General features: G+C 64.1%; 23 protein-coding genes. 21 read left to right on the top strand and 2 right to left on the bottom strand.

Annotated elements, in window-relative coordinates; all coding sequences use genetic code 11:
- The first annotated feature begins 19 nt into the window (after positions 1-19).
- Entirely contained in the window at positions 20-673 is a 654-nt protein-coding gene (locus A5788_RS09785; protein WP_024499309.1) for a DUF305 domain-containing protein, read from the top strand.
- Between the two features lie 28 nt (positions 674-701).
- Here A5788_RS09785 and A5788_RS09780 read toward each other — a convergent pair whose 3' ends face one another.
- A complete protein-coding gene (locus A5788_RS09780; protein ID WP_064864483.1) occupies positions 702-1,652 on the bottom strand; it encodes a M56 family metallopeptidase in 951 nt (316 codons plus the stop codon).
- A 235-nt stretch (positions 1,653-1,887) separates the two neighbouring features.
- On the opposite strand from A5788_RS09780, the gene A5788_RS09775 reads away from it, so the two are divergent.
- The 6 genes from A5788_RS09775 (at position 1,888) to A5788_RS09750 (ending at position 8,626) form a co-directional block, all read left to right on the top strand.
- Complete coding sequence (locus A5788_RS09775; RefSeq protein ID WP_039994217.1) at positions 1,888-2,205, top strand: hypothetical protein; 318 nt, start codon at positions 1,888-1,890, stop codon at positions 2,203-2,205.
- Positions 2,206-2,340: 135 nt separating this feature from the next.
- Positions 2,341-3,177 carry a F510_1955 family glycosylhydrolase gene (locus A5788_RS09770; RefSeq protein ID WP_064864481.1) on the top strand — a complete coding sequence of 279 codons (837 nt, stop codon included), beginning with the start codon at positions 2,341-2,343 and terminating at the stop codon, positions 3,175-3,177.
- A gap of 526 nt (positions 3,178-3,703) precedes the next feature.
- Positions 3,704-4,915 (top strand): IS110 family transposase, encoded by a 1,212-nt coding sequence (locus A5788_RS09765; RefSeq protein ID WP_064907298.1) that lies wholly within the window; start codon positions 3,704-3,706, stop codon positions 4,913-4,915.
- A gap of 202 nt (positions 4,916-5,117) precedes the next feature.
- Positions 5,118-6,872: an HsdM family class I SAM-dependent methyltransferase gene (locus tag A5788_RS09760; RefSeq protein ID WP_331710815.1), complete on the top strand. Its 1,755-nt coding sequence runs from the start codon at positions 5,118-5,120 to the stop codon at positions 6,870-6,872.
- Complete coding sequence (locus A5788_RS09755) at positions 6,872-7,762, top strand: hypothetical protein (RefSeq protein ID WP_064870213.1); 891 nt, start codon at positions 6,872-6,874, stop codon at positions 7,760-7,762. The genes A5788_RS09760 and A5788_RS09755 overlap by 1 nt, the downstream gene beginning before the upstream one ends.
- A gap of 42 nt (positions 7,763-7,804) precedes the next feature.
- On the top strand, positions 7,805-8,626 hold the full coding sequence (locus A5788_RS09750; RefSeq protein ID WP_231894267.1) for a GAF domain-containing protein: 822 nt from the start codon (positions 7,805-7,807) through the stop codon (positions 8,624-8,626).
- A gap of 224 nt (positions 8,627-8,850) precedes the next feature.
- Here the strand turns inward: A5788_RS09750 and A5788_RS23825 are convergent, their stop codons facing one another.
- The gene (locus tag A5788_RS23825) at positions 8,851-9,468 is read right to left on the bottom strand and encodes a hypothetical protein (RefSeq protein ID WP_156525479.1); all 618 of its coding nucleotides are present in this window, start codon (positions 9,466-9,468) and stop codon (positions 8,851-8,853) included.
- A gap of 411 nt (positions 9,469-9,879) precedes the next feature.
- Here A5788_RS23825 and A5788_RS09740 point away from each other — a divergent pair, with 411 nt between their 5' ends.
- From A5788_RS09740 to A5788_RS09675, 14 genes are all read left to right on the top strand, one after another.
- Positions 9,880-10,332, top strand: a complete 453-nt coding sequence (locus tag A5788_RS09740) for a hypothetical protein (RefSeq protein WP_064867343.1) — start codon at positions 9,880-9,882, stop codon at positions 10,330-10,332.
- 38 nt (positions 10,333-10,370) lie between these two features.
- Complete coding sequence (locus tag A5788_RS09735; RefSeq protein ID WP_064867341.1) at positions 10,371-10,751, top strand: hypothetical protein; 381 nt, start codon at positions 10,371-10,373, stop codon at positions 10,749-10,751.
- Positions 10,752-10,777: 26 nt separating this feature from the next.
- The gene (locus tag A5788_RS09730) at positions 10,778-11,107 is read left to right on the top strand and encodes a hypothetical protein (RefSeq protein ID WP_064867339.1); all 330 of its coding nucleotides are present in this window, start codon (positions 10,778-10,780) and stop codon (positions 11,105-11,107) included.
- Between the two features lie 92 nt (positions 11,108-11,199).
- Complete coding sequence (locus tag A5788_RS09725; RefSeq protein WP_064870163.1) at positions 11,200-11,823, top strand: DUF3560 domain-containing protein; 624 nt, start codon at positions 11,200-11,202, stop codon at positions 11,821-11,823.
- 34 nt (positions 11,824-11,857) lie between these two features.
- The gene (locus A5788_RS09720; protein ID WP_064870165.1) at positions 11,858-12,949 is read left to right on the top strand and encodes an IS630 family transposase; all 1,092 of its coding nucleotides are present in this window, start codon (positions 11,858-11,860) and stop codon (positions 12,947-12,949) included.
- Between the two features lie 101 nt (positions 12,950-13,050).
- Complete coding sequence (locus A5788_RS09715) at positions 13,051-13,341, top strand: hypothetical protein (protein ID WP_064870167.1); 291 nt, start codon at positions 13,051-13,053, stop codon at positions 13,339-13,341.
- Positions 13,342-13,743: 402 nt separating this feature from the next.
- On the top strand, positions 13,744-13,992 hold the full coding sequence (gene nrdH, locus A5788_RS09710) for a glutaredoxin-like protein NrdH (RefSeq protein WP_064867335.1): 249 nt from the start codon (positions 13,744-13,746) through the stop codon (positions 13,990-13,992).
- 29 nt (positions 13,993-14,021) lie between these two features.
- Positions 14,022-14,180, top strand: coding sequence for a hypothetical protein (locus tag A5788_RS24055; protein ID WP_197494569.1), 159 nt, complete (start codon positions 14,022-14,024; stop codon positions 14,178-14,180).
- A gap of 19 nt (positions 14,181-14,199) precedes the next feature.
- A complete protein-coding gene (locus A5788_RS09700) occupies positions 14,200-14,865 on the top strand; it encodes a DnaB-like helicase N-terminal domain-containing protein (RefSeq protein WP_064867333.1) in 666 nt (221 codons plus the stop codon).
- A 5-nt stretch (positions 14,866-14,870) separates the two neighbouring features.
- Positions 14,871-15,080 carry a hypothetical protein gene (locus tag A5788_RS23820; RefSeq protein ID WP_156525478.1) on the top strand — a complete coding sequence of 70 codons (210 nt, stop codon included), beginning with the start codon at positions 14,871-14,873 and terminating at the stop codon, positions 15,078-15,080.
- 10 nt (positions 15,081-15,090) lie between these two features.
- Entirely contained in the window at positions 15,091-15,354 is a 264-nt protein-coding gene (locus A5788_RS23815; RefSeq protein ID WP_064867329.1) for a WhiB family transcriptional regulator, read from the top strand.
- A complete protein-coding gene (locus A5788_RS09685) occupies positions 15,351-15,599 on the top strand; it encodes a hypothetical protein (RefSeq protein ID WP_064867327.1) in 249 nt (82 codons plus the stop codon). The genes A5788_RS23815 and A5788_RS09685 overlap by 4 nt, the downstream gene beginning before the upstream one ends.
- A 53-nt stretch (positions 15,600-15,652) precedes the next feature.
- The gene (locus A5788_RS09680; RefSeq protein ID WP_064867325.1) at positions 15,653-15,838 is read left to right on the top strand and encodes a hypothetical protein; all 186 of its coding nucleotides are present in this window, start codon (positions 15,653-15,655) and stop codon (positions 15,836-15,838) included.
- Entirely contained in the window at positions 15,838-16,272 is a 435-nt protein-coding gene (locus tag A5788_RS09675) for a hypothetical protein (RefSeq protein WP_197500810.1), read from the top strand. Before A5788_RS09680 ends, A5788_RS09675 begins: the two co-directional genes overlap by 1 nt.
- Positions 16,273-16,301: the final 29 nt, after the last annotated feature.

Below are 16,301 nucleotides of genomic sequence, written 5' to 3'. Positions count from 1 at the left end.
ACTCTTGAGGAGGAGATCGATGAGAGTCACACGAACCGGTGTCGTCGTTGCTGCCGCGGCGGCTGTTCTGACAGTGGTGGCCGCGTGTTCGGACACCTCGACTGAGGATCATTCCTCGATGTCGGGGATGGGTACCAGCACGGTCAGTACCGAATCGTCAGCGGCGGCCTCTGCCGAACACAACAGCGCGGACATCTCGTTCGCCCAGCAGATGATCCCGCACCACACCCAGGCGATCATGATGAGCGACATCCTGTTGGAGAAGGACAACATCAACCCCCAGGTCGTCAGTCTGGCCCAGCAGATCAAAGACGCTCAGCAGCCCGAGATCGAGCAGATGCAGTCGTGGCTGAAGCAATGGGGAGCCCCACTCGAGGGCCAGGGACACAACATGGACATGGGTACGTCGATGGCGCCGGGTTCCTCCCCGATGCCGTCGATGATGGGCATGATGTCGCCAGAACAGATGCAGCAGCTACGCGACGCGCAAGGAGCCGAGGCGTCGCGCCTGTTCCTGACGCAGATGATCGAACACCATCGCGGCGCCATCGCCATGGCCAAGACCGAGATTCAAGACGGCCAATCGCCCGAGGCGATCGCTCTGGCACGTCAGATCGTCACTGATCAGGAGAGCGAAATCGCGAGGATGCAGCAGCTTCTCAACAACCCCTAGCGGTCGGACCTGCCCGGGTCGGTCTCGGCTACACACACATCGCGATCACCATCGCCGAGACGACACCGGACACCGCCAGCGTGGTCGGCACCGCCACCACACCAGCCACCGCCGCGGCAGCACCCACATGATGACGTCGCGACCGGCACCGGTGACCGGAGTCCAAGCGGCTCAACCGAGGCCCCACCGACGACGAATCGCTGATCGACAACACACCCACCGGGCCCGCTACAGGTCCCGAACGGGCCAACGTTCCCAACGCCGAGCAGACCGCCCACGCACCCACCAGCTGGGCCGCGCGGGCATCGGCGGCTTGCTCGACCAAGCCGGCGACCTCACGGCCCGCGCGGCTGAACAACGGAATCAGCGGGAACGCACGCCCGAGAGCGCGGGCCGCCAACACCACGGTGTGATGACGTTGCCGCCGGTGTGCGCGCTCATGAGCAACGACGGCATCGAGTTCCTCACCGGACAACGCCGCCTGCAACCCGGTCGTGGCGGCAATGCCGGCATCCTTGCCCGGCAGACAAAACGCCATCGGCCGCCCGTCGGCGAGCCACCACACATCGGGATAACGCTCACTGCGGGCGCCCACCAACCGCAACGACTGAAGATACTCCTCACGAGCACCACGCATCCGCACCGCCGATCGCACCGCGATCGTCACCGCTCGGACAATCGCTGCCACGGTCACCACCGCCAGCACGCCACCAGAGATCGCTTCCACCCGCGGGGATGCGCCGTGTGACAACACCCGCAGACACGACACCACCTCAGACAACGAATGGATGCCGAAATGACCGGGAACCGCCAGCGTCACAACAGCTCCCACCCACAACAACGCAAACACGACCTGCGCGGCCGGCCAGGCCACCAACACCCAACGAGCATCGATACGGCCCTGCACCCGGACCATCCATCGAGGCCACAGCCAGCCCAGCACACCTGCGGCAACAACTAACACCACCGCTGCACTCATGGATGCTCACCCATCGTTCGCCTCGATCCTCGACGCCCGCCGTCGTGCTCGCTGAGACCCACGCTCAATACACCTTCCCGGCGGTCCGCCACCTGCACCACCAGCCAGTATGCCCCAGGGGCTCGTCCGTGACGCCGCAACTCCAGCACCCACCGCGCCGCCAATTACTAGGCTCTATAGTAGTTAGATGACGCGGGTTGACCCAGCCTGCGCGTACTAGTTCGAGGGATGCGCTGTGACCGAGAACCCGAGGGGGACGCACTCGCCCCCGGACGACCACCGTCGTCAGTATCTGCATGCCATGCGCGACGTCTACCGGGCACCCACGCCATACTCGGCCCACCAGTTCTTCCACCGCGCCCATCACCTCAGCGTCACCTCGAACCGACGCCGCCACCTCGCCGCACACATCGGTCTCGTCCGCCACCTCGCTGCGATCGGCGACCTCGCCGGGGCGCGTCACCACCTCGGTACCGTCCTTGCCTCCCTCGTCCTCCAAAGACATTGCGGCCAACAACCTTCGCAGGCTTCCATCCCCATCCAGAAGTCGTGACCACGACCACGACGCCCCAGAGGGCCAGGGTGGCTCTCTACCGACCCTCTATCCCGGTCTCGCCGCCACACCGAGCACACCATCCAGCGCCGCCACCACCGAACACGGCCCTATCCACACGAAAGTCCTAGCCGCTTGCCTGCCTCGAGCCTGTCCATCCGCACTGTTGCGGTCGTAGTCATCGCCACGCTGACTGTGCTGACCGGTTGTGCCACCCAGGAACAACCCACATCTCTACCACCGCCGGCAATCTCAGCAGAGACAGCCACAACACTGACCCCAGAACTCGACCACCTCCACGCCCTGCACATCCGCGCCGACGGCACCATCCTGGCCGGAACTCACACCGGCGTAGTCGCTCTCACCGCTGACGGAACCACCAGCCGGGTCGGCGCCTCCGACAACGACTTCATGGGACTGACCGGGGTACCCGGCTCTGACCGGCTCTTCGCCTCCGGCCATCCAGGTCCAACGAGCTCGGCACCCAACCCGCTGGGACTCGTCGCCAGCGAAGATGGCTGGCAGACATGGACACCGAGATCGGTGGCCGGCCAAATCGACTTCCACGCGCTCGCCACCAACGGACAACTACTCGTAGGCTTCGACGGAATCAACCGCCTGCTCGTATCGACCGACGACGGGACAAGCTGGACCACCGGCGCGTCCCTGGCCGCAGCAGCACTCACGATCACCGACCACGGCGTCTGGGCGACCACCCCTGCAGGGCTGCAACACAGCACCGACGACGCCCAGACCTTCACAATCGTCCCCGATGCGCCAGCCCTAGCCCTCCTGGCGGCCGCACCCGATGGCACGCTCTGGGGCATTGACACCGCCAACACCGTCTGGCGCAGCCCAGACGGCACACACTGGGAACAACGCAGCACCATCAGCAGTGTCACCGCGCTGGTCGCCAGAGACGCCGAAACTGCATACGCCGCAAATGGGCAATCGCTATACACGCTCAGCTAACGGACTCGTGGGGAGCAACGAAGGAAGGAGGCGACTGAGATCCGGAAGAGCGTTTTAGATCTCACCCACTCCTCGCGACAACCGCTAGGTTGCCCGGGCACCCCCTCTGTCAGATCGCCATGGGCGGGGACGGCCATCGAAGGCCCCGCCATTCGGCTGTCCTGGTAGCCGCAGTGATGACGTAACGTAGTTATCGGCGAAAAATGTTGCGTCGCATGTGATTCGTCACCCTGCTGGCGGATATTCTGCGCTGCCGCGACACCACGCCCTCCCGGACCCGCGTCGCTCCCGCACAATCACCTTTACGTTGGAGGACGTCCGGGGCAGTTGCCTCGGGTGCTCGTCCGCGGTTCGGGGCGTGGCTCGACAATCACCTGTTGCCTTGGTGGCTTGGCGTGGGAAGGCCACCCCGGACCGTGACGGGTCGTTTCGGCCGCTGATTGAGATGTGTTCGCGAACTTGTCGCTGTGTAAAGGTGTGCCGGCGAAACCGCCCTGACGAGCCAGACGCTACGGAAGGTGGCAGTATGGACGAAACCGTCTGGGTAGGAATCGATGTCGGTCGGCATGCGCACCACGCCGCCGCGGTCAACGGGGCGGGCACGGTGCTGTGGTCTCGGCGGATTCCCAACGATCAACCGGCGATCGAGGCGCTCGTGGACCGGGTCGCTGGTGTCGAAACCGTGGTGTGGGCGATCGACATGACCGCGCCGGAATCGGCGCTGCTGCGGGGTGTGCTGGCCGTACGGCGCCAGCACATCCGCTATGTGCCCGGTCGCGTCGTGCACAGCATGACCGGCGCCTTCGCTGGCGAAGGTAAGACCGATGCCCGCGACGCGGTGGTGATCGCCCAGACAGCCCGCCTACGTGGCGATCTCGCCACCGTCTCGGTGCCCGACGACGTCGCGATTGAACTCGATCTGCTGACCGGCCACCGCAACGACCTCGTCGCTGAACGCACACGAGGCATCAACCGCCTACGCGGCCTACTGACCCGCATCTTCCCTGCACTGGAACGGTGCTTCGACTACTCAACACTGACCGGCCTGGCTTTCCTCATCCAGTTCACGACACCGTCATCGATCGCTGCGGCCTCCGACGGCGAGATTTTCGATCATCTACGCGGGCACGGCGTCCGCCGACCCACGATCCCGAAGATGATCGACAGAGCTCGTGCCGCCGCGGCCGCGCAGACCGTCACCTTGCCTGGCGAGGCGACCACGGCAATGCTGGTTCAGCAGGCAGCGGCCTCCCTGATGGCGCTCACTCGCCAGATCGCCGTCCTGGATAAGCAGATCACTGAGGTGTTCCGCAGACACCGTCACGCACGGATTCTTGAATCCGTGCCCGGCATCGGCACCCGAAGCGGGGCCGAGCTCGTCGCGATCACCGGCGGTGATCTCACCTCATTCGGCTCGGCCGCCAAACTCGCCGCCTACGCCGGACTTGCACCTGTCCCGCATGATTCAGGCAACCGCCACGGCACCCTGCGCAGACCACAGCGCTACCACCGCAGACTACGCAAGGTGTTCTACATGGCAGCACTCAACAGCTCGCAACGCGACGGGCCATCCCGCGAGTTCTACCAGCGCAAACGACGCGAGAAACGTTCCCACGTCCACGCGCTCATCGCACTCGCCCGACGCCTCGTCGACGTCGTGTGGGCACTTATTCGAGATGGACGGTTGTGGACCTCCCAACCCGTCGCTCCGCCAACGACCTCACCGGTCGCCGCGTAGGTCACTCTTTTCGAGCGCGCCTCACGAAAGCTGTCGGCGGAAGTTGATACAACTTTCGGGTGCAATCGAAACATGAGGTGGCTGCGTCAGAGCGTCGACGCCACTGGCGCGGTGAGCGCAAGGCTGTGTTGGTCCGAGTGCCAGTCGGGCTCGCCGAGCAACTCGCCGCGGAAGCCTCGAGTCGCGGCACGTCTGTCAGTGAGTGCGCTGCCGCGATCCTTGCAGAAGCACTGCGCGAAGGGTCAGTAGCGTGACTCAAGTTGTACAGACCGCCGCCACCGAGGTTAAGGACACCCTCGCGCTGCGGAAGGCCCGTGGTGCGTTCTTCACACCGCCGGCGCTCGCCGACTTCGTCTCTCGTTGGGCAGTCCGTGATCCTCTCGACAGCGTCTTGGAGCCCTCGTGTGGCGAAGCTGCGTTCCTGACATCGGCGGCGGGTCGACTGGACGAGCTCGGGGCGTCACGTACGCACGCCCAGCTCGAGGGGATCGAGATTCACGAGCCAAGCGCTCGGGCTGCGGCCAGTCTGGTGAAAGCGACCGGACGCTCAGCCAGTATCCGGGTAGGCGACTTCTTCGAAGTCCCCAGCGAGCGCAGATTCGATGTTGTTATTGGTAATCCGCCCTACGTTCGGTACCAGGATCATTCTGGCGCAGCTCGCCTCGCGAGCCGGCGTGCGGCTCTTCGTGGTGGTGTTGGTCTGACCGGCCTCGCCTCTATGTGGGCGGCTGCAACAGTGCACGCGGCCGAGTTCCTACGCCCCGGCGGACGTCTCGGCCTCGTTGTGCCTGCCGAACTGCTGTCGGTGAACTACGCCGCAGAGGTCCGCCGATACCTGATGGAGCGGTTTGGGCGGGTGCGTCTCATCATGTTCACAGAACGGGTATTCCCTGGCGTCCAGGAAGAGGTCGTGCTTCTCCTCGCCGAGGACGCCCTCGCAGAGGGCGGCACGGACCATTGCGAACTCCACCAAGTCCGGTCGATCGACGACCTCGACGATGAACTGTCAACCGGTGCGGCACAGCACCGGTGGCGACCCGCACACGCGCGGGCGAAGTGGACGCCTGCACTGTTGCCCGCCACCGCATTCGAGGCGTACTCAAATCTCGCCGACAGCACCGGGTTCGAGGTGCTACACGAGTGGGGAGAGACCACTCTCGGCGCGGTCACCGGTCGCAACCAGTATTTCGCCCTGTCACCTGCGCAAGCACGGCAACTGCGCCTCCGCGACTCAGAGACAGTGCGATTGTCCCCTCCGGGGAGTCGTCACCTACGTGGTCTGTCGCTGTCGACTGAAGCGCTGAACAGGCTGGGTGCCGAAGGAGCGCAGACACTACTCTTCCGCCCCGGGGTCAAGCGTTCCGCGATGTCGCCAGGGGCCCGGCGCTACCTGGACGAGGGTGAACAGTCCGGAGTGCACGAAGCCTACAAGTGCCGCGTCCGCTCGCCGTGGTGGCAGGTGCCGATCAGCGAACCCGCTGACCTCCTGCTCACCTACATGAACGCTGACACGCCGCGCATGACCACCAACTCCAGTAGGGCGGTGCACCTCAACAGCGTTCATGGGATCTACCTGAAACCCGAGCATCGACCTCTTGGGGCCGCGCTACTGCCCATAGCGTCGCTCAACACCGTGACTCTTCTCGGGGCCGAGCTCGTCGGACGTGCCTACGGTGGCGGCATGCTCAAGATCGAGCCGCGAGAGGCCGACCATCTACCGCTCCCCTCGCCCCAGCTAGTAGAGCGGTTGGAGCCGGACCTACGGCATCTGCGAGCTCCGGTCCGCGAAGCGCTCCGCAGCGGCGATCTACTCGGCGCCGTCAGGCTCGTCGACCATGCTGTCCTTCGCGACGGGATGGGCATATCGGACAACCAACACGCTGAACTCGTTGCTGCGCATGCCCGCATGTCTGCACGCCGCCTGGCTCGAGCCGCCAACCCCCGGCGCAGTAGCTGATGGCGCGCACCGACTCGTTCAGCCAGTTCGATCACCTCTTCGGAGACGAACCAACCGACCCCTGGTCGCACCACCGCGGTGAAACTCCTGCCTACACCCCCGACTACCGGCTGCTCGAGCAGCTACTCGGAATACCCGTGGTAGAAGGCGCGGCCTCGGAGAGCGGCAAGTTCGCCAATGGAATCGATGCATGGATCGCCCACGAGTTTCGCCGAGCAGGATTCGAGCGAGATGAAGTGTGGCCCAGGGCATCCAGACCGCGTGTGCTTCCGCGGGACATCAGCGTGCTGCTCGAGAAACTCCCGGCACTACTCAGGGAACAGGTGGCTGAGCGGCTACCGTCGATCGCCGCCGTCGCGCCCGTCGATGCTCGTGTACTTGGTCAGGCCTACCCCAAACAGGTCGATGTTGTGATCGCGCGATGGGACCGGGGACCAGAACTGCTCGTCTCAACCAAAGCGCAACTCTCGAGCTTCGGTAAGAACCTGCCCAACCGTTTTGAGGAATCCTACGGCGACGCCAGCAATCTCCGCGGACGCTATCCCCTCGCCTCCGTCGGCTACTTCTTCGTTCAGCGAGCAACGATCATCCGTGATGAACCAGACGCGTTCGAGCGCACCATCGACATGGTCCGAAAGCTCCGACACCGAGGAGATATTAACGGCTACACCGCAACTGCCCTGTTGCTGGTCGACTGGGATGGGTCGACTACCGACCCTCGCGTCACCGCATATCCAGAATTGGTACCCAATGACATCAGCCCAGCGAGCTTCTTCACCGAGATGATCGACCACCTGCTGTCTGTCACGCCCATCTCGTACCACGTGCGAGTCCGGGAACGCCGAGAGCGCCGCGACCTTCCCCTGCCTAATAGTTCGGACAGCGACTGATTAGTGGGGGACGTCGAGAGGAAGCAGGTAAAAGACCGTGCGGTGATCTACACGGCCGCAGTCAGCGTGCTCGCAGCCCTCACCGCGCTCACAGCTTTCTGCATCAGTGTCACGTCTGACACTGCTCAGAACGCGGCGCGTGCCGCTGCTCTTCTTCTTGGTGTTCTGACCGCATTCGTTGGATTTCTCAAGTTCCGTAACGAGCGCGCGTTCAAAAACCAGCAGGAGCAGGAGAAGGCGTCTCTCACCGAGACTCTGAAGGCCGAGGCGCGCCGCACGATGCTGATAGTCAACGGCGCCATGCTAGGGACTGCTGTGCAGCTACGCGAGCTGGCAGTAGCCGATCAACCCACGAAAGACGAGCTGATCAGCGGACTTCGTGCCTCGATCGTCTGCAAGGTGTGCGATTTGGTTCAGAGCGAAGCGCCACGGGCCGGCTACTTTCGAGTGGTCGACCTGACAGCGGCTAACAGGGTCATGCGCACCGGAACCTATACCCACTCGCGCAAGCGAGAAGACTCCTTCACTACCGAGTTCGTCGAAGGGGTCGGCCATCCTGACCAGGCGGTATGGGAACTCATCGACACCGGCGAGGTCTTCATGAGCAACGACACTAGGTCCAGCGTCCCCGATACATGGGACACCAACGCCAACAGGCAGTACCGGTCGTTCGTCTCAGTTGCGGTACGTGCGGACGGCCTAGCTTTCGGCATGCTGACTGCGAACACCATGGAGACCGACGGGTTCACCGACTCTGATATCGGCATGATGCAAGTACTTGCGCAGCTACTAGCTACGGCTGAGGCCACCGCACTGTCGACCGGCAAGATCAACAAGATTCGCAATCAGCTGGATTCGCGGTGACTGTCAGTGGCCATCGCTAGTGTTCGAGGGAGTAGGCATGAAAGGTGGTGTGACCCAGGTGGAGAATCTCGAACCGGCACCGTTGTTTGATGACCCCGACATGAGACGGGCATGGGCAAAAGCTATCGCTGCCGAACGAGAGGCAGAACGGCACCCTGAGCGCACAGCTGAGCAACGCCGGCGACTGATCCGCTGGGCAGCTCGACGCACAACTAGCGCTTGAGCTAGACCACGCCGTAGTGCTTCGCGAGATGCCTCGCAAGGTTCGCGCTCGCACCTAGGCCCAGGGCATACGTCATTACAAACTGCTCATCCAACCCTGCGGTCTTCAGCTTCCGGAGAGTAGGATGAATCCGTTCCCGACCCCACCCACGCTTTGCGCCTTCGAATATCTCCGTATCCCACATCAGCAGATACTCGAAATCGCTAACTACCTCACTATCTAGCGCCGGGACGACCGAGTCAGCCGCAGCGTCATAGGCTCCCACTGCCGACGCCCAACCGGCGAACGACTCCGACCACTCAAGGCAAACCAGGACCTGGTCGCTGGGCGTGGCGGCGACAGCGTGCGCCATGTGCTCGATCGAAGGCCAGATCGCAAATACCGGGCCCCCACGGCTATGTGGGCGATTACGGAGAATGCCCACATCGCCCTGCCGCACACAACGTCTCACGAACGGATGGTTGTCGGTCGGGGTGTCACGCCGGGGCAGGATCGTCAAACGCTGGCCTGTGTTTGTGCAGTTTTCCTTGATCCAAGCGGTTAATCGATCGATAGCAGGACCGTCGTGCATAGCCTCTGCCGACAAGATCGCGCCGCGATGACTGACATGTGCGTGCATGTCCGCAGGATAACTAGGCCCACCGACACTCAGGCTTGCGTTCTCGCATTGAGATCCCGACTGCGGGGTCACGTCGACATCGGTCACTGACCGGCAACCACGCACCGTCCAGCAGTTGATGAGGTGTCCGGACTCCGCTGCGCTCCACCCGGCCATGGGCGCGGATACCCGCACCCAACGAGCGGCTACGCCGCACCCATTTCCGCTCCGCGGATTGCTTTGGACCTTCCATCATCGAACCTCCCTCGTCGCACGCAAGGGCCGCAAAAAACTAGTTCGCCCCAAGGGGTTACAGGCCTCCGGCCCGAACAACTTTTCCGCTGTGAACACCCTTGCCCACTCCCACGGTCGGCTACGAGACGGCAGGTACCAAAGCAATCCACCAGACCCAACGCCCCCAGGAGACCACCCGTGAGCACCACCACCGACACCCCCAAAGGCTTGCGCCTGAGCGTCTATCGCAACGCCGCCGGCACCGACTGCACCCTGGGCGGCATCACCGCTACCCACACCGACGTGACCCTCGTCGGCTACATCACCGACGGCGACGAGAGCACCACCCGCGAATCACTGCGTGAGGACGTACTACCGCAGCGCGCCGCGACCATGCTGCCGCGAGAGTGCCGAGTGTTCACACCCACCGACGACGCCCCCGCCGTTCTCGTGCGTTACTCCGCATCGCTCTACCCGAACGGCGTCGGCCGTGCAATTCACCTCATTCCTGCCGACCTCCCAGCCGGACGACACGCCATGTTCGGCGGCAACTACAGCGGCGTCGGAGACACCCGATTTGGTCAACTCACCGAGCAACTGACCGGGTATCGCCACTACATCGTTCCCGTTCACGACCGCATCGAATCCTGACCGGCCACCAGCCCACCACACACGAGAGGACAAACCCCATGCAGATCACCCGCCGCGAGTACGACCGCAAACGAGCACACAACTACGCAGGCCCCCGCGCCGAGCTCGCTGACCCCGGCGCCGCATGGATGCACGGTCACACCCACTGGATGCTGCACAACGACAACGGCGCAACCACTCTGACCGCCGTCACCATCGTCGACACCGACGCCTACCGGCACGGCTACGCCACCGGACGCGCAGCCGCCGACCACCGCGACCCCCACACCATCACCGCCGGTGCAGTCAGCATCCCCAGCCGCTACACCGGCCAACCCGCCGAAACAGCAGACGGATTCAGCCGCGACGCCAACGACTACGCCCACGGCTACCACGACGCCATCCTCGACGCCCGCGCCCAGACCAGCCGCGACCGCTGACCACTCACGAAAAGGACACTGAGCCAATGACTTTCATCTACCTAGACACCGAGAACGCCGCCGCGACCTACTACCCCACCCCCGCAGCAGCCGACAAACACCTCAGCACCGACGACCCCCACACCACCCCGGTTCTCGTCCTCGACAACCGCCACGACCGCGACGGCCTGGCCATCACCGGCACCCCCGCACAGATCCGCGCGTTCGTCCGCCAAATCACCCAAGCACTCGACGACTACACCCCCACCGCAGCCGACGTCGAGACCACCACCGACAGCGGATGGATACACACCGTCAGCGGCGAGACCTGCGCCGACCCGTTCATGTGCCACCACGGCCACACCAGCGCACGCTAAGCGCGCCCCATGACTGACGTCACCCTGCGCCGACTCCGCGCAGCGATCGACGCCACCGACGACTAACCCCAGCACCGAAAGGACACCCCGACATGGCTGACCTCACCATCACCCACACCCACACTGACGGAACCCTCATCGACGGCACCAGCAAAGGCGACGGCACCAACGCGATCCTGAAAAGCGCCGGGTGGCGGTGGTTTCGCAACCTCGGCACGTGGGGAATCCCCCACAGCCGCGACCGCCAGCCGAAGACCCACATCATCGACCGCGCCCGCACCGCCCTCGAACAAGCAGGCCACACCGTCACCCTCGACATCGACAACACCCACCGCGACACCGCCACCGTCGAAGCCGACCGCGCCCAACGCCAACAAGACCGCGCCGACGCCCTCGACGCCAAGGCAGCACGCCGCCACGACCAGGCCGACGCCGCATGGCAACTCCACCACGACGCCACCGCCGCACTCCCACCGTTCGGCGAACCCGTCAAAATCGGCCACCACAGCGAACGACGCCACCGCAACGCGCTCGACAAAGCATGGAACAGCATCGGCACCGCCGTGCACGCCCAGAACGACGCCGACGAAGCCGACCGCCGCGCCCAGGTAGCCAGCCGCACCACCGAACACCGCTACAACCCGGTTACCGTCGCCAACCGCATCGACAAACTCGAAGCCGAACAACGTGCCGACCAACGCCGACTAGTGTCCTGAGTCATTAATTGTCATTCGGTTGATAGACTGGGGAATGGCAACCCGGGGTCCGCGAGCAGTGGATGTTGTTCTGACTGATGATGAGCGCCGTGAGCTCGAAGGGTGGGCGCGTCGGCGAACGACGGCCTCGGGTTTGGCGATGCGATCACGAATCGTTCTCGCTGCCGCTGATGGCGGGTCGAATACTGAAGTGGCACAACGACTCGGCCTCAACCGAGGTACCGTGCGGCGATGGCGAGGCCGGTTCGTCGAGCACCGCTGCGAGGGGTTGCTCGACGAACCCCGGCCTGGGCGACCTCGAACCGTCGGCGACGAGCAGATCAAAGACCTGATCACCGCAACTCTCGAGACCACTCCGAAGAATGCGACACACTGGTCGACTCGGTCGATGGCTGAGCATCTCGGCATGTCGCAGTCAACTGTTTCGCGTGTGTGGCGGGCGTTCGGATTGGCTCCACACAAACAGGAGTCGTGGAAGCTGTCGAAAGATCCCCTGTTCACCGAGAAAGTCCGCGACGTCGTCGGGCTCTACATGAACCCACCCGAACGTGCCCTGGTGCTTTGCGTTGACGAGAAGACCCAGATCCAAGCTCTCGATCGCACCCAGCCGATCTTTCCCATGCTCCCGGGCACCCCGCAACGGGCCAGCCACGACTACGTGCGCAACGGCACCTCCAGCCTGTACGCGGCGTTGGACATCGCGTCGGGAAAAGTCATCGGTTCGCTTCACTCACGGCATCGCGCAACAGAATTCATCGGATTCCTCCGCAAGATCGACGCCGAAGTACCCGACGAGCTCGACGTCCACCTGGTCATGGACAACGCCTCCACCCACAAGACACCCGCGGTCAAACGATGGCTGACCGCGCACCCACGGATTGTTGTCCACTTCACCCCGACGAGCTCATCCTGGATGAACCTCGTCGAACGCTGGTTCGCCGAACTGACCGCCAAGAAACTCCAACGCTCCACCCACCGCACCGTACGAGCACTCAATGCCGACATCAGAGCATGGATCGAGACCTGGAACGACAACCCCCGCCCCTACGTGTGGGTCAAGACCGCTGACCAGATCCTCGACTCCATCGCCCACTACTGCACACGAATTAATGACTCAGGACACTAGACGGCCACACCCGCACCGTCGCCAACCTCCCCGGAGGTCAGAAACTCACCGAGACCACCACCGCAGCTACCGGCGACTACCGCCAGGCCATCACCGAGCGCATGGCCCAACGCGCCGACGACATCGCCTACTGGCGCGCCGTGCGCGCCGACCAGATCGCCGCCGGCCACACCGGCGACTACAGCCGCGACACCATCGCCAAAGGCGACCAGAGCGAGATCCGCTTCCACGGCTGGGTACCCGTCTTGCGCGCCAACGCCAAAACTGTCAGCGTCGAAACCCCAGCACCCTACGGCGGCCGCCTCATCCGCCGCACGATCCCCTACCAGGAAATCCAAGGCCACCGCCCACCACACACCGACAACAACGACGACACGACAGACGCCCTCTAGCCCAGCCACGCCCGGTCACCCCTCCCAGGTGGCCGGGCCGGGGCTGCTGGCGCGGGCATCGAGCCCGCGCCAGCAGTCACCTGTGGTCACCTCGCCTAGCGCGGACGCCCCTTCCTGACCGCCGGATTATCACAAGCACGAGCCGCGCCCCTGTCAATTACATTCCACCAAATAATTGGCACGCGCTCTATTTCGCTACCGCTCAATACCGCTTATTTCGCGCCAATTACCCGGCTCCATTACATGGACAGAAACACAACTCGCACATGATAGGCAGCCAACAGGAAAAGGCACAATACGGCATCACGAAATGGTCAATACATGTTGTGCCGCAACACAATACGCTCTATAATAGAATGTGTATCGCAGACGTCCGCGCTCCCGGGAAGAAGGTCACCGAAAATGAATGAGAACCCCGACATCACCGTTTACTCCAAGCCCGCATGTGTGCAATGTAATGCGACCTACAAAGCCCTCGACAAGCAAGGATTGACCTACCGCGTGGTCGACGTCACCCAGGACTTCGACGCCCGTGACTACGTCCTCTCACTCGGCTACCTCCAGGCCCCAGTCGTCGTCGCCGGAGACCATCACTGGGGAGGTTTCCGGCTGGACCGCATCAAGGCACTCGCCCACAGTGCGGCAGCGTGAAGAGACACCCCCACCTGAACAGGACGACCATGGCAATCGACTACTCCGCTCGCGCCATTCGGTACTGGGCACAATCCGAGCACGCTCACGCAGCCGGGGATCCCCAACTCACCCAGGAGCTGGCCGACATCGCCGCCCACTGCGACGCGTGGGCACACGAAGACCTCACCGGCGTCCAGGCGCCCTAGCTGCCTGACAATTCCCCTCATGGACCCCACCGACATCGACCCGGACCCCGACAGGAGTGACGACGACATGACCGCCTCACTGAGCGAGCTACCCGTCGAGGAGATCCCGCCGGCCGACGTCGACAACCTCGTCGAGGACGACGCCTACACCTCAGTCGGATCACTCGGAAACGACCCCGAAGCGGAGGTCGCCGTCGCCACCGACCTCGAGCAGGAACTACTGTCCGCGCTGATGTGGGCCCCGCCGGCCATCGCACGCGCCGTCGCCGCCCAGCTCGACACCAAACACTTCTGGGTTCCCCAACATGCACGCATCTTCGCAGCGATCGTCACCGTCGTCGCTACGAACGCCGCACCCTCTCCCGCTCTGGTCAATGCGCAGTTGCTGGCGACCGGTGGACAGGGTGAGTTCAGCACCCGAAGCGCGCAGCAAACCATGCTCACCCTGGTCGCTCCCACGCACCGGCCGGTCGCTGTTGCCGGCCAGGTGCCCTACCTCGCCATCGCCGTCATCGACGGGTGGTACCGCCGCGGCTACACCGCACTGCTCACCGCGATGGACCAGCGCCGCCAAGAAGCACCGATCGAGGAACTGTCCGGGCACTGGGCACAGCTCACCCGATACCAGCAACGCGCCGAATCCGAATGGCTCACCCGCCGCCAAGCCCTCACCGAAGTGGAGTGATGACAATGACCATGACCGACACCGAATATGGCCACGAGACAGACGAATACCGTCAGCGCCTCGCCCACGACCTCCACAAGATCGACGGCCTGCCCCTGGCCGCGATCGCCGACGAATTCAACGTGTCGCTGCCCGAGATCCAGAACTGGATCGCCGCCTACATCGCCCGCAGCAACGCCGCGGTCGCCGCCACGCAACCACCGCTGTTCGAGTGAGAGCACCACCATGACCACACCGTTCGATCCGACCGACACCGAAAGTGGGTGGGAGACCGACGGACTGTGCCGCCAGGTCGACCCGGACCTGTGGTTCCCCGACATCGGTGAACGCGACACCGCCGCCAAACGCATCTGCGCGCACTGCCCCGTCACCGAGAAGTGCTTGGACTGGGCACTGGCCACCGACGAGCGGTTCGGAGTCTGGGGTGGCCTCTCTCCCGCCGAACGACGACGCTTGACCCACCACGACACACAGTGCCGAGCATCATGAGCACACAACCGAAGGACGCCCCGATGATCACGTGCCCGGACTGCGGCTACGTCTACCCCCCGGGCACCATCGCCCTGGGTGGCGAGATCCTGGACCCCGTCGTCGAGTCCGGTGGGCAATCAGGCCACCCGGCCCACTGCGACCGGTCCGAAGCACCACACATCGGCGGGCCCAGTCAGGGCCTCTATCAGCAGCTCCCCGGTACCTGGCCCCGGCAACAACAGCAACGCCGCAGGCCCCGGTAACACCGGTGAGCAGGTAGAATCGACCATGAACCACCACAGGAAGGTGATCGCTGATGGCTACCACCACCACACGCACTGACGAGCAGATGCTCGCCGCCGCCGACGCAGGCCACGAGATGGCCGGCATGGTGGCCACCGACGCCGACCGGGCCGCCGCGCTGCGTGTGCTGCACGGCGAGACCACCCCCGAGCAGGAAGCCGCCGCGGTCCTCGCTGAAATTCGGTCACGCCACTCTTAGTGACCACGTCCTCATCATCCGGCGACGAGGCCGGGCAGGTTCGCGACAACCTGCCCGGCCTCTCGTCTGTCACCGACCTCGAGGAGTTCGAGCGCCGCATGGCCTACGTCCGGGTGGCCGAGCTCGAACAAGATACCGCCATCGCCGCCGGTGACTTCACGTTCGACACCCTGCGCGACATCCACGGATGGATTCTCCACGACGTCTACCCATGGGCCGGGCAGCTGCGCTCCACCGACACCCAGGCGATGGGTATGGCGCACTGTCGGCCGGCGTTCCTGGCCGGCGAGCTGCACCGGGTGTTCGGCGGGATCACCACCGAGCGGCCCTCCCCCGTCGACCGGGAATCAGCGATCGCCACAACCGCCCATCACTGGGGTGAGCTGACTGCTGGTGTTGCGAACATATTCGCAACGGAACTATCTTCCGCCTAACCGGACGGCTCCAACATGACCGGTTCTGT

The organism is Gordonia sp. 852002-50816_SCH5313054-c, assembly GCF_001665925.1.
GTDB classification, from domain to species: Bacteria; Actinomycetota; Actinomycetes; order Mycobacteriales; family Mycobacteriaceae; genus Gordonia; species Gordonia jacobaea.
Note: the sequence above shows the minus strand (reverse complement) of the source record. Positions and strands in the feature narration are given on the sequence as shown.